Source organism: Streptosporangium jomthongense (genome assembly GCF_042650425.1).
Classification (GTDB): Bacteria; Actinomycetota; Actinomycetes; order Streptosporangiales; family Streptosporangiaceae; genus Streptosporangium.
In genome coordinates this window covers 214951-237794 of record NZ_JBHSBC010000002.1, presented here as the reverse complement: position 1 = coordinate 237794, position 22844 = coordinate 214951, and the positions used below count along the sequence as shown (strand labels likewise).

The window sequence follows — 22844 nt, the reverse complement described above, 5'->3', positions numbered from 1 at the left end:
GTCAGCGGCGGTTGCGCACGCGAGGGTCGACGACCGCGTACGTGAGGTCCACGAGGAAGTTCATGACGACGACGAAGAAGGCGGCCAGCAGCACCGCGCCCGTGACGATCGGGACGTCGAGCTGGTCGATGGCGTCGTAGGTCAGCTTGCCGACGCCCGGCAGCCCGAAGACCGACTCGATGATCAGGACTCCGCCGAGGAAGTAGCCGAAGTCCATCCCGATCATGGTGATCAGCGGGGTGAGCGCGTTGCGCAGCGCGTGCCTGGTCAGGACGGTCCGCTCACGCAGCCCCTTCGACCGCGCCATCTGGATGTACGGCGAGCGCAGCACCTCCAGCATCTGGGCGCGGGTCATCCTGGCGTACCACGCCGCGCCCGCCAGGCCGAGGGTGAAGGTCGGCAGCGCCAGGTACCACCAGAGCGGGTCGCCGAGCCCGTTGAGCGGGAAGATCGAGAACCGGTAGGCCAGGTAGTACAGCAGCAGCAGCCCGACCCAGAACGGCGGGGCGGACAGGCCGATGAGCGCGCCGAGCGTGGCGAGCCTGTCGGCGGCGCTCTTGGGCCGGTAGGCGGCCACGATCCCGGCGGGGACGCCCAGGAGGAGCTGCCAGACGATCCCGCCGACCGCGATGAGCGCCGAGGTCGGCAGGGCCTGGGCGAGCTGTCCGGCGACCGGCGCGCCGTGCAGCGCGTAGGAGGTGCCGAGGTCGCCGTGCAGGAGCCTGCCGAGGAAGGCGGTGTACTGCGACCACAGGGGGGCGTCGAGCCCGAGCTGGTGCCGGATCGAGGCCACGGTCGCCGCGTCGGCGTTGGGGCCCGCGATCAGCCTGGCCGGGTCGCCGGGTACGGCGTAGGCCATGAGGAAGGCGAGTGTGACCACGCCGAGCAGGACCAGGACCATCTGCCCGATCCGGCGCAGAACCCATCCCGTCACGCCGTCACCTCCGTTCCGGTGCGGTCGGGTCGAGCAGGTCGCGCAGCCAGTCGCCCGCCAGGTTGAAGGCCAGGACGGTGGCGATCAGGCAGAGACCGGGGGCGAACAGCAGCCACGGCGCGACCTCGTAGTATCTGCGGCCGTCGTCGACCATCTGGCCCCAGGAGGCCTCGGGCACCGGCACGCCGACTCCGATGAACGACAGCGAGCTCTCGATGAGGATCGAACTGGCCACGCCCAGCGTCGCGTAGACGATGATCGCCGGGACGAGGTGCGGGAGGATGTGCCTGACCATGATCCGCGTGTCGCTCACGCCGAGCGTGCGGGTCGCGGTGACGAACTCCCGCTCGCGCAGCGAGAGCACCATCCCCCGGATGACACGGGCCAGGTAGGTCCAGTAGACCAGCGCGATGACCAGCACCACGTTGCGCTGGCTGGGCCCGGTGACGGAGATCAGCGCGACGCAGAAGAGCAGGATCGGGAACGACATGACCATGTCGGTGATCCGGCTGATCACGGTGTCCACCAGGCCGCCGAAGTAACCGGCGGTCACCCCTGCCACGACCCCGACGACGGTGGCCAGGCCGTTGGCGACGACGCCGATGGTCAGCGAGACGCGGGCGCCGTACAGGAGCCTGGACAGCACGTCGCGGCCGTTGGGGTCGGTGCCGAGCGGGAACTCCCCGCCGGGCGGCACGGGCGCGCCCCTGGCGGTCAGCCCCTCGGCGTAGGTGCGCATCGGGTCGTGCGGGGCCAGCAGCGGCGCCAGGATCGCGGCGAGCACCAGCAGCACGAGCACGGCGACCGAGACGAGGGCGGGGATGTCCCGCAGGAGGCTGCGTCCCGCCCTGCGCAGGCCGTCGCGCACGCGGGGCTCGATGGGCTCGGTGGGCTCGATGGGCTGTGCGGCGGTCACGGTGTCACCTCGGAATCGCGCTCCGGTTCGGGCGCGAGGTGGCAGGCGGTGAGCTGGCCGCCCCGTTTGACCGCGAGTTCGGGCCTGACGGTGCGGCAGATCTCCTCGGCGAGCGGGCAGCGCGGATGGAAGGCGCAGCCCGCGGGCGGGTCGGCGGGGCTCGGCGGCTCCCCGGCGAGCCTGACCCTCGGCCCGGTACGGCGCGCGCCGGGCACCGGGACCGCCGCGAGCAGCGCCTGGGTGTAGGGGTGCCGCGGGGCGCCGAAGACCTGGTCCCTGGTGCCGATCTCCACCAGCCTGCCGAGATACATGATCGCGATCCGGTCGGCGGCGAACCGCATCGTGGACAGGTCGTGGGAGATGAACAGGTAGGCCAGCCCGCTGTCCTCCTGCAGGTCCTTGAGCAGGTTGAGGATCTGGGCCCGTACCGAGACGTCGAGGGCGGAGACCGCCTCGTCGCAGGCGATCACGGCCGGGTCGACGCCGAGCGCGCGGGCGATGGAGACCCGCTGGCGCTGGCCGCCGGACAGCTCGTGCGGGTAGCGGGTGGCCAGGGCGGCCGGCAGCCCGACCCGCTCCAGCAGCTCCCGCACCCGCGCGGGCCGTTGCCCGGCGGGCAGGCCCCTGACGATCAGCGCCTCCTCGACGGTCGCGCCGATCCTCATGCGCGGGTCGAGGGAGTCGTAGGGATCCTGGTAGACCATCTGCATCTGGCGGCGGAAGGTCTTCAGGGCCGCGCCCCGCAGCCCCGCGATGTCGCGCCCGCCGATGCGGACGCGCCCACCGGCGGGGTCGGTGATGCGCAGCAGGGCGCGGGCGACCGTGCTCTTGCCCGAGCCCGACTCACCGGCCAGGCCGAGGGTCTCCCCCGGCGCGACCGTGAACGAGACGCCGTCGACGGCCCGCACGGTCACGCCGCGGCGGCGGGAGAAGTGCACGCGCAGGTCCTCGACCTCGACGACGTTCACCTCGCGTTCTCCTCTCTGGTGTGCGGTCCCGGTGCTCACGGGCGCTCCCCGGCCGCGGTGGCGACGTGGCAGGCGACGCCGTCCTTCATCAGCGGTTCGATCTCGTGGCAGACGTCCTCGGCGAGCGGGCAGCGTGAGGCGAACGAGCAGCCGGGCGGGCGGGCGCCCGCCTGGGGCGGGCTGCCCGGGATGGACGGCAGCCTGCGCGGCAGCGGCCCCGTCATGGCGGGGATCGAGCCGAGCAGGGCGCGGGTGTAGGGGTGGCGGGGGGCGCCGACGATCTCCTCGGTCGTGCCGCTCTCGACGACGCGCCCGCCGTACATGACCAGGACGCGGTCGCAGAACGTCGAGACGACGCCCAGGTCGTGGCTGATCAGGATGACGGCCGTGCCGAGTTCGGCGGTCATCCTGTCCATCAGGTCGAGCACCTGGGCCTGCACGGTGACGTCGAGCGCCGTGGTCGGCTCGTCGGCGATGAGCAGCCTGGGCGAGCAGGACACGGCGATGGCGACGGCGACCCGCTGCCGCATGCCGCCGGAGAACGTCATCGGGTAGTCGCGCAGCCGGGCCGCCGCGTCCGGGATGCCCACCTCGGCCAGCAGCTCCGCGGCCCGTACGGCGGCGGCCCCGCGGTCCATCCCCAGGTGCTCACGGAGCGTCTCGGTGACCTGACGTCCGATCCGCACCAGCGGGTTGAGGCTGGAGAGCGGGTCCTGGAACACCATGGCCGCCTGCGCGCCCCGCCAGCGGCGCAGTTCGTCCCTGGGGAAGGCGAGCACGTCGCGTCCCTCGAAGCGCACGGCGCCCGACTCGACGGTCGCGGCGGGCCCGAGCAGCCGCATCACGGCCTGGGCCGTGACGGACTTGCCCGAACCGGATTCGCCGACGATGCCGAGGCGTTCGCCCGCGGCGACGGAGAAGGAGACCCCGCGAACGGCCGTGTGGTCGCCGTTGGGCGTCGCGAAGCGGACGACGAGGTCGTCCACGTCGAGCAGCGCGTCCATGGTCAGCCTTTCACCGGGGGCAGCGGGAGCATCGGGGATCGTCACAGGGGGTCAGCCGAGCGGCTTGCCGTCGGTCTTCCAGTAGTTGGTCATGTCCCAGGCCCAGACGGGCTGCGGGAAGTAACCGCCCACGTTCTTGCCGAAGACCTCGGTCTTGGAGCCGTAGTAGAGGGGCACCAGCGAGTTGCCCGCCAGCAGCCTGGTGCTGGCCTGCGTGTAGAGCCGCTGGGCCTCCTGCTCCGAGTCGGTGGCCAGGGCCTTCGCGACCAGGTCGTCGGTCTCCTTGTCACAGGAGAAGGCGTAGTTCTGGCCGCCCTGGACGGCCGCGGCGCAGGCAGTGAGGGCCTGGAAGAAGTTGCTGCCCTCGGGGTAGTCGGCCACCCAGAAGCTGAGCGCCATCGGCGCCTTGCCCGGGGTGCCCGCCAGTTCGAAGAACGTGCTCTGCTGGAGCGGGCGGGGCTCGGCCTTCACGCCGATCTTGGCGAGGTCCTGCTGGAGCTGGGGCAGCAGGTTGGTCCACGGCGGGGTGTTCCAGGAGTAGAGCGTGGTGGAGAAGCCGTCGGGGTAGCCCGCCTCGGCGAGCAGCTGCTTGGCCTTGGCGATGTCCTGGTCGTGGACCAGCTTCTCGTCGGTGTGGCCGAGCACGCCGGGCGGCAGGAACTCGTTGGCCACCTGGCCCTGGCCGTTGACCAGCTTGAGCAGGAAGGCGCGGTCGACGGCGTAGGAGACGGCCTCACGGACCTTCGGGTCGTCGAACGGCTTCATCTTGACGTTCAGCGTCAGGAAGTAGGTGCTGGGCTTGGCGATGGTGACGGTGCGGTCCTTCAGCGCCGCGTTGGCCGTCACCGACAGGTACTGGGCGGGCGGGATCGGGTCGCCCATCAGGTCGATCTGGCCCTTCTCCAGCTGCAGCAGCGCCACGTCGGGGTTGACCCCGAGCAGCTCGACGACCTTGTCCACGTAGGGGCGGGGCTTGTCCCAGTACTTGGCGTTCTTCTCCAGCACGATCTGGCGGCCGGGGGAGAACTCCTTGAAGACGAACGGGCCGGAGCCGAGCGGTTTGGTGGCCGCCTCCGCGCCGGAGCCCTCGGGGATGACCGAGGCGTGCGGCATGGCCAGGATGTACTTGAAGGCGGAGTTCGGCTGGGTCAGCTCGATCCGCAGCTCGCTGTCGGAGACGGCCTGGATGCCCTTGGGGGTGCCCTCGGGCTTGTTTCCGTACTCCTCGGCGCCCGCGACGCCGGTCCAGAAGCCGCGCACCGGTGACTTGGTGGCGGGGTCGAGGATGCGGGCGAAGGAGTAGGCGAAGTCCTTGGCCGTGACGGGCGAGCCGTCGGAGAAGGTCATCCCCGGCCTGATCCTGATCGTGTAGGTCTTACCGTCGGGCGAGACCGCGGGCGGCGCCTCGGCGCCCTGCGGGACGAGTTCGCTGGTCGAGCCCTTGTAGTCGTAGAGGCGGTCGTACAGCATCCGCATGTTGTTCCAGCACGTCGCGTCGTAGCAGACGGCCGGGTCGAATGTCTTGGGGTCGGACTTGTAGGCGACGGTCATGGTCCCGCCGGCCCTGGGCGTGCCGTCGGCCGGGCCCGTGCCGGGGGTGTCCGCGTTTCGCTGGACCCCGCCGCAGGCCGCGGCGGCTCCGAGCGCGACCACGGTCGTCGCCGTGGCGAACATGATGCGGGAGCGGCGTGTTTTCGCCATCGGTTCCCTCCTCTGGAAGAGCAATGCGGAGTCCTCGATCCCCCGAGGACCTGGTGGAGGGACTGGCCCGCCGTCCTGCTCGCTGCCTCCGCTGTCGATCGTCGACAATCGACAATATGGAACGAGATTCGGGCTACCGTCAATAGCTGATTCAGCCCGTTATAAATCCGCGTTCAACATACCTTGCAGGGCTGTGAGCTGCCGAAACGCGGGCACGCCCGATCGCCCGCCCCACCGCGGCCCCCTTGGGGACACGCCGTACGGCGAGCCGCCCCACGGCGGCCCGCCGGAACTCCGGGACGGGCGTCAGGACATCCCTCGTGCGGTCAGTAACCCTTCTCCCGGTCGAAGACGTTGCGCAGCGGACGCCCGTCGAGCCAGCGCCTCAGGTTGTCGGTGAACAACTCGGTGATCGCCCGGTTCTCCGTGTCGACGGTCGAGGCGGAGTGCGGGGAGACGACGACGTTGTCCATGTCCCACAGCGGCGACCCGGGTGGCAGCGGCTCGGTCGAGAAGACGTCCAGGAAGGCGCCGCCGAGCCGGCGGGCGGCGAGCGCCTCCGTCAGCGCCCGCTCGTCGACCACCTGGCTGCGCGAGATGTTGACCAGCACGGCCCCCGGAGCCAGCGCGGCCAGTTGCCGTTCCCCGACGAGGCCCTCCGTCTCGTCGGTGAGCGGGCAGGCGAGCACCAGCGCCCCCGCCCCGGCGAGGGCGTCGTCGATCTCGGTGAACGGCCACAGCTCGGACAGCCCGGGGATGTCGTAGGTCCGCCCCGGTCTGCCGACGCCGACGACCTCGACCCCGAGGGCCGAGAACACCTTGACGACCTGGCGCCCGATGCCGCCGAGACCGACCACGGCCAGCCGCAGGCCCGTCAGCCCCCGGGTGGTGTAGCGCTCCCAGTTCCTCCGCGCCTGCCGTCGTGCCAGGTCGGGCACACCCTTGACGAAGTGCAGCACCCCGGTGAGCGCGAACTCCGCCAGGGGAACGGCGTGGACGCCCGCGGCGGTGGTGAGCACGAGGTCGCTGTCCGCCAGCCCGGTCCTGCGGGCGAACTGCCCGATGCCCGCGCTGGTGGCCTGCACCCAGCGCAGTTCGGGGCAGTTGACCGGCATGGCCGCCGGGTCGAGCCAGTCGAAGTCGAAGCTGACGTGCGCTCCGGCCCGCAGGTCCCGCCAGCGGCCGAGGTCGGCCTCAGACAGCTCGGGCCTGATCCCGGTGTGGTCGGCGGAATAACGCGGACGGGGCAGCAGATCCGGCTCGTAGAGGACCTCGACACGTGGATCGACGGCCCTGACGGCCTCCACATGCTCGGGTTCCAACGGTGACGCCACCAGCACGCGGAGCTTGTCTGCCACCACGCCTCCTCGATTGTCGATCGTCGACAATCGAGGCTAGGACGGCCTCTTTCCCTCCCGCAAGGCTCCGCGATCGTGAGTACCCCACAGTTCCCACACCTGCCGGTGAAGGAATCCTTAACGACGAGGCCCCTCGGCGGCCGGTTCGCGGTAAGGCCCTCCCTACCCCCGGCTCGGGTGCGCGCGGGCATGAACGGCCACGTCCTCGCGGTGGAGACTCTTCACGTATCGATCACCCCCGACTTCGAGGAGGCCTCATGTCCACCCAGCTCCTGGCCGGCTCTCCCTCCGTGCCCGCCTCCGTCAGGTCCGCCGCGTCGCTCTGGTTCATCGCCGTGGGCACGGGCGCGTTCGAGTCCGCCCTGGCCGTGGCCGATCTGCTCGCCAGGGGAACGGCCTCCGCGACCGGCTTGGCGGGCGGTCTCGGTCTCCGGCTCGCGGTCTTCGCCGGAGCGATCCTCCTGGCGGTGCGCCTGCGTCAGGGCCGGGGCTGGGCACGTGTCGCCCTGGCGCTGACCCTGGGGATCTTCGGCACGTTGTCGCTGGTCGTCGAGCCGGTCCGGTGGCTGATGACCGGGAACTCGATCCTCGGGTTCTTCGCCGACGCCGACCTCATGACCCTCGCCTTCGTCCTCAGCCGGGTGGTGCACCTGACGGCGGTGCTGGCCGCAATGGCCCTCATGTTCAGTCCCGCGGCCAACGTCTACTTCCGCGACGTCCGTTCCGGTCTCTCCCCGACCCCCGGCGAGATGGCCTGAGGCCTCGTCCGCGCTCTGATGTATCAACGTTTCACGTTGATATCCTTGGCCGGTGTCCGACATCCATGACGTGGTCGCCGGAACGCCGCACGTCCCCGCGCTGTTGCTGGTCGGCGGGGACGAGAGCGGCCTCGACCGCACGAGCCAGGCCTACCGGGCGATCAGGCGCCAGATCATCGACCTGACACTGCCGCCCGGCAGCGGCTTCACCGAGACGTCACTCGCCCAGCAGTGGGGCATCAGCAAGACGCCCGTGCGCGAGGCGCTCGCCCGGCTGAGGCGCGACGGGCTCGTGACCGCGCTTCCGCGCGCGGGCTACGTCGTCAGCCCGATCACGCTCCAGGACACCGACGATCTCTGCGCCCTGCGGTCACTGCTGTCCGGTGAGGCCGCGGGCGCCGCGGCGCGCCTGGGAGTCACGGCACCGGCACTCGAACGGCTCGAAGCGCTGTCCAGGGTGCCCTTCGCGCTCGCGGCGGGCGAGACGGGGCAGGAGGAGTCCCTCCGGGCCGGGATCGAGTTCGAGGGCGTCATCGCCAACTTCAGCGGGAACAGCCGTCTGGGCAAGGCGATCGTCGACGTGCTCGACGAGCTGGAGCGTGTCCTGCGGATGGCCGCGTTGATCGACCCCGGCATCGCGAGCCCGCCCGGAGAGCTTGGGACCGTCTTCGAACGGCTGCGCGAGCGGGACGCGGACGGTGCCCAGGACGCGATGCGCGCACGGTGCGAACGCGTGCGCCACGACGTGCTTCGGGTCCTCGCGAAGAGCGCCTCCGTGAGCAGGGCGCACATCGAGCTGCCCGCACCGTCGTCTCCCCGGCCCGGTGCCACGGCCGGGAAGCCTCCCGGCGCCTCCGGATGACGGATCGGCTTGTCCTGCTCGCTCCGGCCCGAAGGCCGGGGCCCCACGGACGGGCCCGGCCGTCTCCGATCCGGCCGAGCGCTCCCGGTTCCCGGTCCCGGCGCGGGACCCGCTCCGCCGGGACCACGAGGCCACGACGCGACCCGGCCGTCACACCCGCCCTTCGTGCCACCCGGCGCAGGACACGACCTCGAACCCCCGGCTGGGGAAGACGGCGTCCATGAAGAAGTCGTGCATCGCTTGGTCGCCGTCGGCGCAGCCGTCGCGCAGCACGGTCACCCGGTAACCGCGGTCCGCGGCGTCGTAGCACGTCGCGGCCACCATCGCGCTGGTCGCGACCCCGGCGACGGCGAGCGCGTCGACGCCGCGGGCGCGCAGCACGAGGTCGAGGTCCGTACCGGCGAACGCGCTGGCACGGCGCTTCAGCACGACGACGTCCTCGCCGGCGACCGGCAGATCGATCTCGGTCCCGGCCGAGCTCTCGTGGAAGGCGTCCCCGGCGTCGTAGAACGTCCGGTACAGCGCGTTGCCCGGCGGCAGGTCGGCCCCGTTGTCGCGGAAGGCGAAGTGCACGAACACGACGAGCGCACCGGCCGCGCGTGCGCGCGGGAGCAGCTCGGTGAGCGGCGGCAGAACCTGCCCGGCGAACGGATAACCGCCCGTGATGCCCCGTTGGACGTCGCCGATGATCAGTGCGGTGGTCATGAAAAGCTCCCGTCCGGCCGCTCCGTCCTGCGCCCCCGCCGGTCGAGGACCGCGACCGGGGCACCGGGGTCTCCTTCGCGTGACGCGCGGCTGAGATCACAGTAGGTGCGAGTTAAGATATCAGCAACCTTCCACAGCCGATCCGGCGAGCCTCACGACGGGGCGCCGCCGGGAACCGGGGCGGAGACCGCCTGGCCCGCGCGGCGCAAGCACCAGAGGCGACGGCCGAGCGCGACCGCCCCGAGCACGGAGCAGGTGAGGCAGAAGATCGCCAGCAGCGGCATCAGCCAGGCGGTGACGATCCAGTAATGGAAGCTGAACTCCCCCCAGATCGGTGTCGGCAGCACCACGCCCAGCACCGTCACCAGGGCAAGGGGAACGAGCCGCAGAACCAGCCTCGGCCGGCGCGCCGCACGACGCCGCGCGGCCCAGCGGCGCGCTCGGACGGCCACGGTGACCAGCAGCGCGGCCATCCCCGCCGTGAGCCCGAGCAGGATCGCGTTCACCATGGTGAGCGGGTTGCTCATCGGTGTTTCCGGGGACCCGATCCGTTCGGCGACGAGGTTGCCCGAGAGCAGGCTGGGATCTCCGCCGCCGTTGGTGAGGACGAGGGCGGCCACCCCTCTCCTGGGAGAGAAGACCATGTCCCCGGTCCACGTCGCCAGCGTCCCGCCGTGGCCGATCAACAACGGCGACGCGTCCGCCGTGACGGGGCGAACCTGCCAGCCGAGGGCGTAGCCACCGGCGTTCGGCTGGGCGGTGTGCAACTCGGCCAGGGAAGCGGCGCTCAGCAGGCCCGTACCGAGGGTGCCCTGGTTGAACCGCAGCCACCGCACCATGTCGTCCAGGGTCGAGATCACTCCGCCGTTGCCGACGCAGAACCCCGGCATCTCCGGTGCCGCGACCGCGACCCCGAGAACGACCTCGTACCCGGACGTCAGGCCCTCGGCCTGATCCGAACATCCCAGCGTCGAGCCGGTGTCGGTCATGCCCAGCGGTGTGAACAGCTCGGTGCGCAGGAAGGCGTCGAAGGGCTTCCCCGACACCACCTCGACGATCCGCGCCGCGATCGAGTAGTTGGTGTTGTGGTACTCCGCGTGGGTGCCCGGAGCGGTGGCCAGGGTCTTGTCGGCCAGCCCGGCCACGACTTCCCGTGCGCCGCGCGGGGGCGGGAACACGTACTCGTTGTTCGTGCTGATCGACAATCCCGAGGTGTGACTGAGGATCTGGCGCACGGTGATCCCGGTGAAGCGTGGATCGGCCATCTTGAAGTCGGGCAGGACCTTGACGACCGGGTCGTCCAGGGAGACGCGTCCACGGTCGGCCAGCAGCATGATCGCCGTGGCCGTCATCGACTTGCTCATCGACGCGACCCGGAACCGGGTTCGCGCCGTCACCGCGTTGCCGTCCCCGTCCCGGCCGCGAACGGTCGTCTCGACCGAGGACCCGTCGATCACGGCCGCCGCGACCCCCGGCGTGCCGAAGACGGAGCGATACTCGTCGACCAGTCGTCCGCCGGCGGCGGTGACGGTGACGGTGGCGGTGGCCGGTGCCGTCCAGCCGAGCAGTACGGCGACGAGCGCGAGGAGGGAAATCACACGTAGGAAACGCACGACGTCGAACCTAGGCCGGGCGCCACCGGCCGACATCACCCCGAGGGGTGAGAGGGCGCCGCCCGGCGGGGTGGAATCTCAGACAGGCAGATCGTTGCGGCCCACCAGCCCGTTCTCGTAGGCGTGGATCACCACGTGCACACGGTCGCGCAGGTTCAGTTTCTGCAGGACGGCCCGGACATGCGACTTCACCGTGTTCTCGCTCAGCACCAGTTCCGCGCGGATCTCGCTGTTGGACCTGCCACGGGCGAGCAGGTCGAAGATCTCGACCTCGCGTGGAGTGAGGCCGTTCAGGGCCGCCGTCCTGCGCACCGGCACCTGCCGTACGAAATCGAGGACCGTCGCCGCCACCCCGGGGGCCAGTGCCGACGTCCCGGAGGCGACGTCGCACACGGCCTGGGCCAGGGCGGCGGGCCGGACGTCCTTGGTCAGGTAACCGCTCGCGCCGGCCCGGATGGCGGCCACGACCAGTTCGTCGTCGTCGAACGTCGTCAGCATGAGCACCCGGGTCGCCGGGGAGATCCTGACGATCTCCGCCGTGGCGGCGACCCCGTCCACGCGCGGCATGCGGATGTCCATCAGCACCACGTCGAGCCGGTGCCGCCGGACGACCTCGATCGCGTCGCCGCCGTTCGCGACGTCGTGGGTGACCTCGATGCGTTCGTCGGCCGACAGCACCGTACGGAGCGAGGCCCGCAGCAGTTCCTGATCGTCGACGAGCATGACGTGGATCGCGGTCATGCCCCCTCCTTCGTGGGGAGCCGCGCCCGCAGCACCCATCCGTCGTCCCCGTCGTCGATCGACAGGGTGCCACCCGCGGTACTCACGCGTTCCCCGATCCCCATCAGGCCGGTCCCCTGGCCGCTGCCGCCGCGAGGCGCCCTGCCGCCGTCGTCGCGCACCTCGACCACCACCTCGGCCGGGGTCCAGCGCAGGTGAACGGTCACCTCGACCGGTGGTTCGAGGTGACGCAGCGCGTTGGTGACGCCCTCCTGCACGGTCCGGACCACCGCGACCTCCGCGCTCAGGCTCAACGGCCGTCGCTCCCCCACCTCGGCGAACGTCACCGTGTGGAGCGGGCTGGCCGCCGAGGCCACGAGGTCGGGGAGGACGTCGAGCGAGATCGGGACCTTTCCCGGCCGGGAGTCGGCGCGCGGTGCCACGGTGGCCAGCATCGCGCGCAGGCCCTGGTGGGCGTCCCGGCCGGTCTCGGCGATGTCACCGAGTTCGCGTCGGGTCGCCGGGTCCGCCGTCGTCACCGCCGCGGCCTCGATCCGCGCGACCATGACGGTGACCGTGTGGGCGATCACGTCATGCAGGTCGCGGCGGATACCGGCCCGTTCCTCCGCGACCGCCGCGGCCAGTCGTTCGCTCTCCGCCCTTCGGCGGGCCTCGTGCCTGCGGCGCACCAGCAGGGCCGCGAGCCACACGCCGCCGACCACGGACATCAGCAGCCCACCCTCGACCAGGTGGGTCCACGCGGAGACGCCGGAGGGCAGCCGGGCCCATGTCACCAGCTCGTTGAGGACGATCCCGAGCAGGGCGACGGCCAGCGCGGCCACCGAGGACCTGACCGGGACCAGGCCGGTCAGCCGCCACAACGCGAGGGGGAAGCACACAGCCGAGGGCAGCATGACCGGTGACCAGCCCAGCAGGGGCGTCAGCACCAGGACGAGCATCGCCAGCGCGCCGATCGCGTATCCCTCCCACGGCCGTCGGCGGGCCGTCACCGCTCCCACATGGAGCAGGACGGCGGCACCCGCCACGGCGAGGGTCTGCCACAGGCCCGCGCCGAGGTACCACAGGGCGCCCGCCAGGATGACCGTCGTCAGGAGGAACAGGACCACGTGCGCCACCACCGGCCATGCGCTCCGGCGCTGGGAGGCTGTCACGGTCGTCGCCTTCCGGTGGGCTCGTGGTGGGGAGCCGTGCCCGGCTCGACGTGCCACAGGATAGCCAGCGGCGGGCGGGCCCGATTCCGGTGCCCCGTCACGAACCCGTCGCCGAGGCCCGCCCATGAGCCCCTCGTCGGACGCCAGGTGGCGCTCATCCACGCCTGATCGGCTCCGCCCGCGCCCCGCGGCAAGGACCGCCTTACCCGATGTTACGGAAAGTATTCTTGTATTCACTTTCCGTGATGGCCATGGTGAGAGGGAACATCCGGGCGCGTCAAAGACCACGACGCGCCCGATCAGCCCCCTGGAGGAGTTCCCATGTCCCAGCCCCGTCGCGTCCGCGGCGCCGCCCTGCTGGCCGCCCTGGTCGCCGCCACCGGTCTCACCTCTCTCACCTCTCTCACCTCACCCGCCCACGCCGCCGGGAGCGTCACCTGCGACACCGCGGGCACGATGTACTTCAAGCCCGGGGTGCAGATCGTCCCCCTCAGGCAGGACATCGAGATCCGCGGAGCCAACGGCTCCTGCCGCGACTCCACCGGCCTCGGCATCGACGAGGCCAGGCTCACCGCGAACTTCAGCGGTGTCTGGCTCACCTGCGAACTCGGCGGCGGCGGCACCGGCCACGGCACCGGCACCCTGGACTGGATTCAGGACGACGGCACGCGGACCCGCAGCAATCTCGACCTGAACTTCGAAAGCAACATCGCCAGCGAGGTGACCCTGTCCGGCCAGGTCGTCGGCGGCCCCCTCGACGGGGAGAGGTTCTCCGCCCACCTCAGCGCCGACCTGCTCCGGGGCACCCTCAAGTGCACCGTCGGCGGCCCCTTCGGCGGCGCCAAGAGCGTCGGCTACCACGGCGAGTTCACCGTCGGCTGACCCCGTCCCACCTCTTGCGAGGTGATCCCCGAACCGCGAGGCGGTGCCGGGCCACCCGGCCCGGCACCACCTCGGCGTCTCACACGGCCCACCCGGCACCCAATGTGGCCCCGCCGTTCCCGCGGGGGCTCCCGCTCCGGGGGAACCGGCGGGGCGGCATGCTGGGGACATGAGTTATCGCGTGTGTCTGGTGTGCCTGGGAAACATCTGCCGCTCCCCCATGGCCGAGGTCGTCCTGAGGGACACCCTGGCCGACCACGGGCTCGGCGATCTGGTGACGGTCGACAGCGCGGGCACGGGAGGCTGGCACCAGGGCGACCCGATGGACCAGCGGGCCTCGGAGGTGCTGGCCGAGCACGGCTACGACGGTTCCGCGCACCGGGCGAGGCAGTTCCTGGCGGGCTGGTTCGGCGAGGTGGACCTGGTGCTGGCGATGGACCGGGACAACCTGCGGGTGCTGCGCCGCCTGGCCCCGGCGGGGGCCGACGTACGGCTGCTGCGTTCCTTCGATCCGGCGGCGCCGCGGGACGCCGAGGTGCCCGACCCCTACTACGGGGGCCGCACGGGCTTCACCGAGGTGCTGGAGATGGTACGGGCCGCCTCGGAGGGCCTGGCCAAGCACCTGGCGGCCACGCTGCGCTGACCCACGAACCTCCGCGCTTCTTCTCGATCCCCGCTGGCCGCTCCTGTAGCCCGGGTTCCGGAATCCGGGCCGTCCTCGTGGAATCGGCCCGACGGGATCAGTCCGTGAGCACGTCGCGGCGTCCTCCGCGCGGGCACGCCACTGTGCGCCGCGCACTGTCCGGGTGCTCCCTGGACGACACCCTGCGAAGACTTCGGATCCCGGATGTGCCCGCCGTTCCGTTGCCGTCCGTTCAGGCCTCGGCGGAGTTGGAGTCGGTGAGCCAGTCGACCGGCTCCGCGGGGAGAGAGATGTGCCGATAGTGCCGAGGTGGCGCACCGTAGGTAGCGCGGAAGGCCCGGCTGAAGTGGGCGGGATCGGTGAAGCCCCAGCGGCGGGCGATGGTGTGCACGGGATGCGTGCGGAACCGGGGGTCCGACAGATCACTGCGACAGCGTTCCAGGCGGAGCCTCCGGATCCAGGCCGCCGGCGCCATGCCCTCTGCGTCGAAGATGTCATACAGATAGCGCAGTGAGATCTGGTGCGCGACGGCGACGCCCATGGGACACAAATCCGGGTCACCGAGGTTCTGCCGGATGAATTCACGTATCCGCAGACCAAGTATCTTTTTGCGCGTCTCCGGCGTTTCGTCCACGAGGCTGTCCAGACGGGAGGACAGAACGGCGGCGAGCAGGTCAACGGTGACCGAGGCCAGGGGCGACGCGTCTGCCGCGCCGAACTGCTCGGCGCGCTGGTCCAGGCCGACAAGCCACTGGGCGAACAGCGCACCCATGCCCCGGCTCGCCGAGAAGGGTACCGCTATCAGACGTCCGGCCGCGTCCTGCGGCAGGGGCAGCAGCGTGCGCGGGATCTGCACCACCAGCGCGGACGTGGTCTCCGGTGTGCAGCTCCGCCACGCCGCGTACGGGTGGGAGGTGTCCACCAGAACGAACTGCCCCTGGCCGAGCCGCGCCCTCCGCCCCACGTGATCGACGACGGCCTCGCCGTTGAGGACGAGGTGGACCTGGTAGGGCTTCGGACCGCCCTGCCGTACCATCCTCTCCGACCTGCGTACCCACACGGACGGATGAGTGAGCGCGCATACTTGTATGCCCTCCAGTTCCAGGACGCGCGCCCGGCCGCGAAAACATTCTTCTTCGTCGCTGAACATCTGGGAGGGGCACAAGGTGGCCGCCATCTGTTCCGTCCACCAGGCGAATCTTTCCCCCGCAGGAAGACCGTCGGTACTGAATTCCGTCATCAACATCTATCACCGCAGATTCCAATTTCCAATGCCGGCGGTTCAGGCACATCCACCCCGTTCCCGTCCGCCCGCAATCGTTGAACACGGTGATGGTAACCGAGGAAACAGCAGAGAGAAAGACGCTCTGCACTGGATGTTCAATGCACGGACGACCGCCGGAACCGACCGGTGCAGGGAATGAACAACCGATCGGCAACCTGGTGTGGGCGGCAGGAGCCGCCGGTGCTCGTCTTCCTGCGCAAACCCAAAGCCAATCCCGTCACCATTGGTTCCACCATCCCCACACTGAGTGAGTGCCAGAATTGACAAGTCGGCCCGCACGCACAGTCAACGACACTCACGTTCGCATGTGATGTCATGTTTCGAAATCGAGTCAGAGACTGATTCGAAAACAGCAGAAAGAGGTGAGCGCATGAAGATCATCAACAAGTTCGGCGACGCGCTATTGGAGCGCCTTGCGCCGCGCACAGAAGCGGCCGCCGCGTGCATAACCTGCTCCCAGACCCAGAACCTGTACCGGCGGGCCTGGTACTACTGCACGGGCCCCGACACCAGTACATGCGGATACGTCCCGGCCCCCGGCAGTTCCTGCGGCGACTGCTGAGAGCGTAGTCAAGACGTCCTCACCCTGAGTGCCGGGAAGGCGGTTGCAGGCCGCAGAACAGGCCCGGTCACCGATCCGGACCTGCCGCCCGCCTTTCGCCCCGTGTGGGAGAAGGCGCCCGTCACGCGGGTTCTCCGATCGAAGGAGGGCTCCATGGTGAGAACACCCCCCTTGATCGCTGGGCACACACGCCCTGTGCGCGACGCGTGGTAAGCCGATGACGGCCGGCATTTCGAGAATCTCGTCATTCCTGACGGTCGTCATCGGCCACATCACCCGGTTCCGTCCAGGGCGGCAGGCTCGACGCTCCGCGCCGAGAGGGCTCGGTGATCGCCGGACCTGCTCACTCCAACCACTCTCGATCCTCCGGTGATCGATGGTGTACCGGCCCGTCCTCTCTGCGCGGAACCGGCCGGAGCGCGGGGTGGCTCGGCCATCGCGCTTCGACTGTCCGGCGCAGCGGTTACCGAAAGGCCCGTCCAATGCTCCTCGAAGTGAGTGTTGTCCTCATCGGAGGACTTTCCCTTCTTAATCTTCTTCTCACTCTCGCAGTCATCAGAAGAATCCGAAGGCCTTCCGCCTCCATGGGTTCGGAGATGTCGCCGATCTCATCTCTTGTCCTTGACAAGGGCATGTCGCCGGCACCGTTCAAGGCGACTCTGGAGAGTGGCAACGTATTCTCTTCCGACTCATGGGCGACATGGACCGTCGTGGCGTTCTTCTCTGACACCTGCTCTGCCTGCCGGGAAAAAATACCCTCCTTCACCGGCCAGGTGCAGGAGATAAGAGAACACGCCGCACGGAACGAGCGAGAGGCCCCGGCCGTCATCAACGTCGTGGTAGGCGATTATGCCTCCTGCGCGGACATGGTCGTGGCACTGGAGAAAACGGGAGAAGTGGTTGTCGAGCCGACGGACGGATCGCTCGTCAAGGCTTTTCAGGTCAAGGCTTTCCCGGTGATGTGCCTGCTCGACGAAGCCGGCTTCGTCACCGCCGTAGGAATGGACCTTGAATCCCTGTTGAGCCCGATTCAGGTATAGGGCACGTAGATGATCACTTTAGTGCTCGCGTTCACGAGCGTATGCGTCTTGGGGCTCTGCGTGGCCACATGGACGGTCCGGCGAAAACTGCGCGTTGTCACCGTCCGAGGTTGCAGCATGGAGCCAAGTCTGTTGAACGGTGAGAAGATTCTCGTCAAGCGTTGTACGGCCTCCGGTATACGGAGAGGCGATGTGGTCTTCCTGGAGATGGGTGAGCCACTGGGCTGGACCCCGGGCCGGCCGATACTGCCGTCGTCCGGATTCCGCTCGCACATCGTCAAACGGGTCGCCGCGTTGCCCGGCGAACGGGTCGGCGCCGACCTCGGCGTCACACGGTCCATTCCCCGGGACTCCGTCGTACCGGCCGGAAAGCTCGTGCTCCTCGGCGACAATCCGAACACAAGTGAGGACTCACGCAAATACGGCTACATCTCGGCCGCCTGGGTCACCGGAAAGATGATCAGAAAGCTGGGCTCGTGACGGCCGGCATGAGGTGGTCGTCCACGCGGCGCTCGCTGAGGACGCTGGGTCTGGCGATCGCCCTCGCCTGGCGCACGGCCGCCGGCCGGCTGACCGTGCTCGCGCTCGTCTCTCTTCTGTCCTCGATCGTCCCCGTCGCGACCGCGTGGCTCACCAAACTGGTGATCGATCAGATCGCGGCGGGAGAGTTCGACATCGTGTGGCTGACCACCGCCCTGGCCTCCCTGGGAATGGTCCCGATCGTCCTGCGAGGGTGGGGCAGATATCTCCAGAACGACCTGGACAGACAGACCAGACTTCTGGCCAAAGAACGCGTCTACGACGCGGTGAACCGGCTTCCGGGTATCTCCCGTTTCGAGGATCCCGTCTTTCTCGACAAACTCAGGATGGCCGGTCATTCAGGCGGAAGTGCTCCCGGACACATCGTACGGAGCGGTCTGGACATCTTCGGTGGCGCCCTTCTCGTCGGTGGATTCCTCGGGTCGCTGATCGCACTGAGCCCGGTCATGGCACTCGTGATAGCCCTGGGAGCCGTCACGACGCTGGCCGGCGAAATAGCGCTGTCGAGACGACGTGCGTCGACGACCCTGAAGATCAGCCCGATGCAGCGGCGTGAGCTGTTCTACAGCACCCTGCTCGCGGGTGTCGAGGCGGCGAAAGAGATCAGGCTGTTCGGCATCGGAGGTTTCCTAAAGGACAGAATGCTCGCGGAGGTGCGCCGGGCCGACGCCGAACAGCGCGCGACCGATCGGCGGGAGCTGTTCCTCCAGTCCAGCCTGGGCACGGTCTCGGCCGTTGCCGTGGGAGCCGGTTTGATCTGGTCGATCATCGGGGCCGGAAACGGCCATATGAGCGCCGGCGACATAGCGATGTTCATCGCCTCGGTCGCGGGTGTCCAGGGCTCCCTGGGGGGACTGACGACCCAGGTCGCCTTCATCCATCAGCAGACCCTGTACTTCCAGCAGCTCAGCGACATCGAGGAGAACGATCCCGACCTCCCGGTACCGGCCCGCACCGGGACGCTGGCCCCCCTCCGCCACGGCATAGTCTTCCACGACGTCTGGTTCCGTTACAGCCTTGACCATCCGTGGACCCTTCGTGGCGTCACCTTCGAGATCCCCGCAGGCAAGACCGTGGGGCTGGTCGGAAGGAACGGGTCAGGAAAGAGCACCTTGGTCAAACTCCTCTGCCGTTTCTACGAAGTAGAGCGTGGCGGTATTTACTGGGATGGGATCGATATCCGGGACATCGACCCGGTCCAGCTCCGGCAGCGTATGGGAGCGGTCTTCCAAGACTTCATGAGCTACGACCTCCCCGCGTTCGAAAACATCGGGATAGGGCATATGCCCTACATGGGCGATCGCCCCCGGCTTGAGGCGGCTGCTCAGCGGGCCAAGATCCACGAAGATCTACTGGCTCTCCCACGCGGTTATGAGACACCGCTCACGCGCCTTTTCATTGACGGGGAAAATCTTGAGAAGAACGGCGCCGACCAGGAGAGGGGTGTGTTTCTGTCGGGCGGGCAGTGGCAGCGCATCGCGCTTGCGCGAGGAGCGCTTCAGGTGGAGAAGGATCTCCTGATCCTTGACGAGCCGAGCTCCGGCCTGGACGCGCAGGCCGAATACGAGATCCACAAACAGCTCAGCGAATACCGTCGGGGACGTGCCGGCCTGCTTATCTCCCACCGGTTGAGCGCACTCCGCGATGCCGACTCCCTGGTCGTGCTTGAGGAGGGAAGAATAGTCGAAGAGGGGCCACATCCCGACCTGATGCTGGCAGGAGGGATCTATGCCGGGCTCTTCAGGACTCAGGCCGCCGGATATCTTGACGGTGGTGCGCGATGATGTACGTGTCGCTGACGTGTGCGGTGTCACTGGCCGCGGTGTTCGGTCACGCCGGGCTGGGAAAAGCCCGTGACCGGAAAGGTTTTGAGAAATCGATCAGAGACCTGGACTGGTTCCCGCCCGGAGTAGTGCCGACGGTGGCGCGGTCGGTGGCGGCCATGGAGTTGCTGGTGGTCCTTGCGTTCGCCGCCTCACCGGTGGCGGGGCCGAAGGCAGCCGTTGTCGGCTTTTCCGGCGCCCTGACCCTGCTGATCGGTTTCACCGGCGTCATCGTCCTGGCACTCAAACGCGGTGTGCGGGCGAGATGCAACTGCTTCGGAACAGCAGGGGCGGAGTATTCCTTACGTCATGTGGTCCGTAATTCACTTCTGGCCGGTATGGCCGTCACAGGAGTGTTAACGGTCGGTGCGGACCACCGGGCGCATATCAGCGGCATGACCCTCGCCATTCTCACAGGGTTGATCATCGCGGGACTGACCGTCGCGATGGACGACCTGCTGGGCCTGTTCCGTATGTAGATCACGCCCGGGCGGGAAACACCGATCTCTGATCTGTGAGGACACCTCGTTCCGCGGGCCGGATCACGCCTCAAACCACTGTCGAGACCTTTAGGGCACAGGCCGAATCTGCCAACCGGCGGGAAGGCCGAAGCGCTCGACGGCGTCGCGGAACCACGTACGGCGAGCTGTCCACTATCGGCCAGAAGGCCGATACGCACCCTATGGCTTGTTCTTAGCTGTTTGTTTTAACTTGAGGCGGAGCCTTTGGCGAGAGGAGACAGCGCACGTTCTCCACGAGGCGACGAGAGCACGCATCGTTCGATCGCGTCGGCACAGCGGTCGCCCCGGCGCCTCGCCGGTGAGACGGCATGTCGTCCCGTGTGACCAGGGTTCCAGGGCCGGCAGAGAGGTGATCGAGTGATCGCGCGCAGACGACTGAGGACGGCACTGCTGGTCACGGCTCTGGCCGTCGCGATCGGCGGCTCCGGCCCCCTGGCCACGGGAGTGGGGACGGCGGCGGCCTGGCCCCAGACCCCGAAGGTCGACCCTCTCCCGCTTCCCGTCGATCCGGGCACGCCCCAGGAGGCGCTGGACGCCCTGGGGATCAGCGGCTATCCGGACCGGCTGAGCGTCCAGCCGGGTGAGTCCGTGAAGTTCATGGTGAGCACGAAGAGCCCCACCTTCAGGGCGACGATGGTCCGGGTGGTGCACGGCGACGCGGACCCGCGCGGACCCGGCCTCAAGGAGCAGGTCATCGAGTCCGCCGTCAACAAGGAGTACCCCGGCCGTCACCAGACCCTCCCCGTCGGCTCGTACGTGAGCGTCCCGGACGCCCCCGCCCTGCGGCTCGGCGGAAGCTTCACCATCACGGCGTGGATCGCGCCGACCACCGTTCCCGGCTCCGAGCTCAACCCCGTCGCCTACCGGCGGACCCCCGTCGGCACCGGGGCCGCGCAGGGGATCGTGACCAAGTGGTCGGAGAGGGAACAGGCCGGATACGGCATGTTCGTGGACCGGGACGGCGGGCTCGGCCTGCGGCTGGCCGACCGGTCCGGGCAGGCCCACACGGTGAGCACCGGCGTGCGGCTCAAGCCGTGGGCCCCGGCGCTGCGCGGGGTCGAGCCCGGCGGCGCCGTACGGCCGCAGCACGTGAACTCCTCCGGCTGGTACTTCGCCGCGGTCTCCTACGACGCCGGGACCGGGAAGGTGAGGCTGTACCAGTACCCGCTGACCGGCCACCCCAACGACTCCCAGGCCGTCGTCACCCGCACGATCGAGGCCCGCGGGCTGAGAGACGCCACCGCCCCGCTGCTGGTGGCCGCCTACCAGGGAGCCCAGGACCGGCCCACCGGGTTCTACAACGGCAAGGTCGACGCCCCCCGGGTGTACGGCCGGGCGCTGGAGGAGCGGGAGGTCCAGGCCCTGCGCGACGGCGGCCCGGCCGGGCGGACGGCGCTCGCCCTCGACTTCTCCCAGCGGATGGACACCGACCAGGTCGTGGACGTCTCCCCCAACCGGCTGCGCGGCCGTACGGTCAACCTGCCGGTCCGCGCCGTCACCGGGCACAACTGGCAGGCCGACGAGCAGAACTTCAGGCGGGCGCCCGGGCAGTACGGGGCACTGTACTTCCACGACGACGACCTGGGTGACGCCGCCTGGGAGAGCGCCTTCACCTGGCGGGTACCCGCCGACGCCCGCAGCGGCGTGTACGCGGCCAAGCTGGAGGCCGACGGACGCGTCTACCACGCGACCTTCGTGGTGCGCCCCCAGCGGGGCAAGGCCACCTCCAAGGTCGCCCTGCTGGTGCCGACCTTCAGTTACCTGGCCTACGGGATGACGGGCGGCCTGACGAGCGGGATGAGCCAGTACTCCCGGCACAGCGACGGCAGCGGCGTGGTCTACTCCTCCGCGCTGCGGCCCATCACCAACCTGCGCCCGCTCTCCACCGGCCCGAAGGGTGAGGGCAGGCCGTGGCAGTTCGAGGCCGACACCCACATCATCGACTGGCTGGAGTCCACCGGCCGCACCGTGGACTACGTCACCGACCACGACCTGCACCGGGAGGGCAGGAAACTGCTGGACGACTACCAGGTCGTCGTCACCGGCAGCCACCCCGAGTACACCTCCGAACCCATGCTCGACGCCCTGGAGGGCTGGCTGAACGACGGCGGCAGGCTGATGTACCTGGGCGGCAACGGCTTCTACTGGGTCACCCCGCTCGACCGCACCGGCACCTACACCGAACTGCGCAGGCACGACGGCACCGAGGCCTGGCAGAGCGCCCCCGGCGAGTACTACCACAACACCACCGGCGAGTTCGGCGGCCTGTGGCGCTTCCGCGGCAGGCCCCCGCAGCAGCTGGTCGGCGTCGGCTTCACCGCCCAGGGCTTCGGCTCACGGCTGGGAACCGGCCTGTACAGCCGCCCCCTCGACCGCTCCCCCGAGAGTCACGACCCCAGGGCCGCCTGGGTCTTCGACGGCGTCAAGGCCACCGGCCCCATCGGCGACTTCGACTCCCTGCAGAGCAGGGGCGGCCCCATGGGCGAGGAGCTCGACCGCGCCGACTACGCCCTCGGCACCCCGGACAACACCGTCGTCCTGGGCTCGGGCACCGGCTTCGGCGACGAGTACATGTTCGTCAAGGAGGAGAACAACACGGCCAACCTCATGGAGGGCGGCACCGTCAACTGGCTGGTCCGCGGCGACGTGGCCCTCACCTTCTACCCCAAGGGGGGCGCGGTCTTCTCCGCCAGTTCGATCTCCTGGGCGGGCAGCCTGTTCTACGACCACTACGACAACGACATCTCCACCATCACCGGCAACGTCCTGAACGCCTTCTCCACCGACGGACCGCTCCCGGGCACCGGCTGAGGTGTACGTATCGGTACGCGACATCC

Annotated in this window: 21 protein-coding genes; 10 read left to right on the top strand and 11 right to left on the bottom strand. The window is 69.4% G+C overall.

Annotated features, from left to right (window positions below; genetic code table 11):
* Position 1: 1 nt before the first annotated feature.
* The 6 genes from ACFOYY_RS04390 to ACFOYY_RS04365 all read right to left on the bottom strand — a co-directional run bounded on the left by ACFOYY_RS04390 (position 2) and on the right by ACFOYY_RS04365 (position 6881).
* Positions 2–934: an ABC transporter permease gene (locus tag ACFOYY_RS04390; protein ID WP_352012054.1), complete on the bottom strand. Its 933-nt coding sequence runs from the start codon at positions 932–934 to the stop codon at positions 2–4.
* Positions 935–938: 4 nt separating this feature from the next.
* On the bottom strand, positions 939–1850 hold the full coding sequence (locus ACFOYY_RS04385) for an ABC transporter permease (protein WP_362911786.1): 912 nt from the start codon (positions 1848–1850) through the stop codon (positions 939–941).
* Positions 1847–2818 (bottom strand): ABC transporter ATP-binding protein, encoded by a 972-nt coding sequence (locus ACFOYY_RS04380; RefSeq protein ID WP_352012052.1) that lies wholly within the window; start codon positions 2816–2818, stop codon positions 1847–1849. Before ACFOYY_RS04380 ends, ACFOYY_RS04385 begins: the two co-directional genes overlap by 4 nt.
* 35 nt (positions 2819–2853) lie before the next feature.
* Positions 2854–3867: an ABC transporter ATP-binding protein gene (locus ACFOYY_RS04375; RefSeq protein ID WP_352012051.1), complete on the bottom strand. Its 1014-nt coding sequence runs from the start codon at positions 3865–3867 to the stop codon at positions 2854–2856.
* Positions 3868–3873: 6 nt separating this feature from the next.
* Positions 3874–5523: an ABC transporter substrate-binding protein gene (locus tag ACFOYY_RS04370; RefSeq protein WP_352012050.1), complete on the bottom strand. Its 1650-nt coding sequence runs from the start codon at positions 5521–5523 to the stop codon at positions 3874–3876.
* Between the two features lie 326 nt (positions 5524–5849).
* A complete protein-coding gene (locus tag ACFOYY_RS04365) occupies positions 5850–6881 on the bottom strand; it encodes a D-2-hydroxyacid dehydrogenase (RefSeq protein ID WP_386188010.1) in 1032 nt (343 codons plus the stop codon).
* Between the two features lie 257 nt (positions 6882–7138).
* Between ACFOYY_RS04365 and ACFOYY_RS04360 the strand changes: the two genes are divergently transcribed.
* Both ACFOYY_RS04360 and ACFOYY_RS04355 read left to right on the top strand, forming a co-directional pair.
* Positions 7139–7639 (top strand): hypothetical protein, encoded by a 501-nt coding sequence (locus ACFOYY_RS04360; protein WP_386188007.1) that lies wholly within the window; start codon positions 7139–7141, stop codon positions 7637–7639.
* A gap of 52 nt (positions 7640–7691) precedes the next feature.
* Positions 7692–8501 (top strand): GntR family transcriptional regulator, encoded by an 810-nt coding sequence (locus ACFOYY_RS04355; RefSeq protein WP_362775961.1) that lies wholly within the window; start codon positions 7692–7694, stop codon positions 8499–8501.
* A 150-nt stretch (positions 8502–8651) separates the two neighbouring features.
* On the opposite strand, the gene ACFOYY_RS04350 is transcribed toward ACFOYY_RS04355, so the two are convergent.
* From ACFOYY_RS04350 to ACFOYY_RS04335, 4 genes are all read right to left on the bottom strand, one after another.
* Complete coding sequence (locus ACFOYY_RS04350; RefSeq protein WP_352012046.1) at positions 8652–9206, bottom strand: cysteine hydrolase family protein; 555 nt, start codon at positions 9204–9206, stop codon at positions 8652–8654.
* A 152-nt stretch (positions 9207–9358) separates the two neighbouring features.
* Positions 9359–10819 (bottom strand): serine hydrolase domain-containing protein, encoded by a 1461-nt coding sequence (locus ACFOYY_RS04345; protein ID WP_386188003.1) that lies wholly within the window; start codon positions 10817–10819, stop codon positions 9359–9361.
* Positions 10820–10897: 78 nt separating this feature from the next.
* Positions 10898–11560 carry a response regulator transcription factor gene (locus ACFOYY_RS04340; RefSeq protein ID WP_352012044.1) on the bottom strand — a complete coding sequence of 221 codons (663 nt, stop codon included), beginning with the start codon at positions 11558–11560 and terminating at the stop codon, positions 10898–10900.
* Positions 11557–12711 (bottom strand): sensor histidine kinase, encoded by a 1155-nt coding sequence (locus tag ACFOYY_RS04335; protein ID WP_362775966.1) that lies wholly within the window; start codon positions 12709–12711, stop codon positions 11557–11559. Before ACFOYY_RS04335 ends, ACFOYY_RS04340 begins: the two co-directional genes overlap by 4 nt.
* A gap of 321 nt (positions 12712–13032) precedes the next feature.
* On the opposite strand from ACFOYY_RS04335, the gene ACFOYY_RS04330 reads away from it, so the two are divergent.
* A complete protein-coding gene (locus tag ACFOYY_RS04330; RefSeq protein WP_362775968.1) occupies positions 13033–13593 on the top strand; it encodes a hypothetical protein in 561 nt (186 codons plus the stop codon).
* A gap of 169 nt (positions 13594–13762) precedes the next feature.
* Positions 13763–14236, top strand: a complete 474-nt coding sequence (locus ACFOYY_RS04325) for a low molecular weight protein-tyrosine-phosphatase (protein WP_352012041.1) — start codon at positions 13763–13765, stop codon at positions 14234–14236.
* A 232-nt stretch (positions 14237–14468) separates the two neighbouring features.
* Here ACFOYY_RS04325 and ACFOYY_RS04320 read toward each other — a convergent pair whose 3' ends face one another.
* A complete protein-coding gene (locus tag ACFOYY_RS04320; protein WP_352012040.1) occupies positions 14469–15413 on the bottom strand; it encodes an AraC-like ligand-binding domain-containing protein in 945 nt (314 codons plus the stop codon).
* Between the two features lie 478 nt (positions 15414–15891).
* Here ACFOYY_RS04320 and ACFOYY_RS04315 point away from each other — a divergent pair, with 478 nt between their 5' ends.
* The 6 genes from ACFOYY_RS04315 (at position 15892) to ACFOYY_RS04290 (ending at position 22818) form a co-directional block, all read left to right on the top strand.
* Entirely contained in the window at positions 15892–16083 is a 192-nt protein-coding gene (locus tag ACFOYY_RS04315; protein WP_352012039.1) for a hypothetical protein, read from the top strand.
* A gap of 482 nt (positions 16084–16565) precedes the next feature.
* Entirely contained in the window at positions 16566–17123 is a 558-nt protein-coding gene (locus tag ACFOYY_RS04310; protein ID WP_362775973.1) for a hypothetical protein, read from the top strand.
* 9 nt (positions 17124–17132) lie between these two features.
* Positions 17133–17603 carry a S26 family signal peptidase gene (locus ACFOYY_RS04305; protein ID WP_386187997.1) on the top strand — a complete coding sequence of 157 codons (471 nt, stop codon included), beginning with the start codon at positions 17133–17135 and terminating at the stop codon, positions 17601–17603.
* Positions 17600–19447 carry an ABC transporter ATP-binding protein gene (locus ACFOYY_RS04300; RefSeq protein ID WP_386187995.1) on the top strand — a complete coding sequence of 616 codons (1848 nt, stop codon included), beginning with the start codon at positions 17600–17602 and terminating at the stop codon, positions 19445–19447. The genes ACFOYY_RS04305 and ACFOYY_RS04300 overlap by 4 nt, the downstream gene beginning before the upstream one ends.
* Positions 19444–19965, top strand: coding sequence for a MauE/DoxX family redox-associated membrane protein (locus tag ACFOYY_RS04295; protein WP_386187992.1), 522 nt, complete (start codon positions 19444–19446; stop codon positions 19963–19965). The genes ACFOYY_RS04300 and ACFOYY_RS04295 overlap by 4 nt, the downstream gene beginning before the upstream one ends.
* 399 nt (positions 19966–20364) lie before the next feature.
* Positions 20365–22818: a N,N-dimethylformamidase beta subunit family domain-containing protein gene (locus ACFOYY_RS04290; protein WP_386187989.1), complete on the top strand. Its 2454-nt coding sequence runs from the start codon at positions 20365–20367 to the stop codon at positions 22816–22818.
* Positions 22819–22844: the final 26 nt, after the last annotated feature.

Bases quoted from the DNA above. Each gene is read 5' to 3' on its own strand.
- ACFOYY_RS04370 (WP_352012050.1), bottom strand. From the start codon at position 5,523: ATGGCGAAAACACGCCGCTCCCGCATCATGTTCGCCACGGCGACGACC.
- ACFOYY_RS04360 (WP_386188007.1), top strand. From the start codon at position 7,139: ATGTCCACCCAGCTCCTGGCCGGCTCTCCCTCCGTGCCCGCCTCCGTC.
- ACFOYY_RS04350 (WP_352012046.1), bottom strand. From the start codon at position 9,206: ATGACCACCGCACTGATCATCGGCGACGTCCAACGGGGCATCACGGGC.
- ACFOYY_RS04340 (WP_352012044.1), bottom strand. From the start codon at position 11,560: ATGACCGCGATCCACGTCATGCTCGTCGACGATCAGGAACTGCTGCGG.
- ACFOYY_RS04330 (WP_362775968.1), top strand. From the start codon at position 13,033: ATGTCCCAGCCCCGTCGCGTCCGCGGCGCCGCCCTGCTGGCCGCCCTG.
- ACFOYY_RS04325 (WP_352012041.1), top strand. From the start codon at position 13,763: ATGAGTTATCGCGTGTGTCTGGTGTGCCTGGGAAACATCTGCCGCTCC.
- ACFOYY_RS04320 (WP_352012040.1), bottom strand. From the start codon at position 15,413: ATGGCGGCCACCTTGTGCCCCTCCCAGATGTTCAGCGACGAAGAAGAA.
- ACFOYY_RS04315 (WP_352012039.1), top strand. From the start codon at position 15,892: ATGAAGATCATCAACAAGTTCGGCGACGCGCTATTGGAGCGCCTTGCG.
- ACFOYY_RS04310 (WP_362775973.1), top strand. From the start codon at position 16,566: ATGCTCCTCGAAGTGAGTGTTGTCCTCATCGGAGGACTTTCCCTTCTT.
- ACFOYY_RS04305 (WP_386187997.1), top strand. From the start codon at position 17,133: ATGATCACTTTAGTGCTCGCGTTCACGAGCGTATGCGTCTTGGGGCTC.
- ACFOYY_RS04295 (WP_386187992.1), top strand. From the start codon at position 19,444: ATGATGTACGTGTCGCTGACGTGTGCGGTGTCACTGGCCGCGGTGTTC.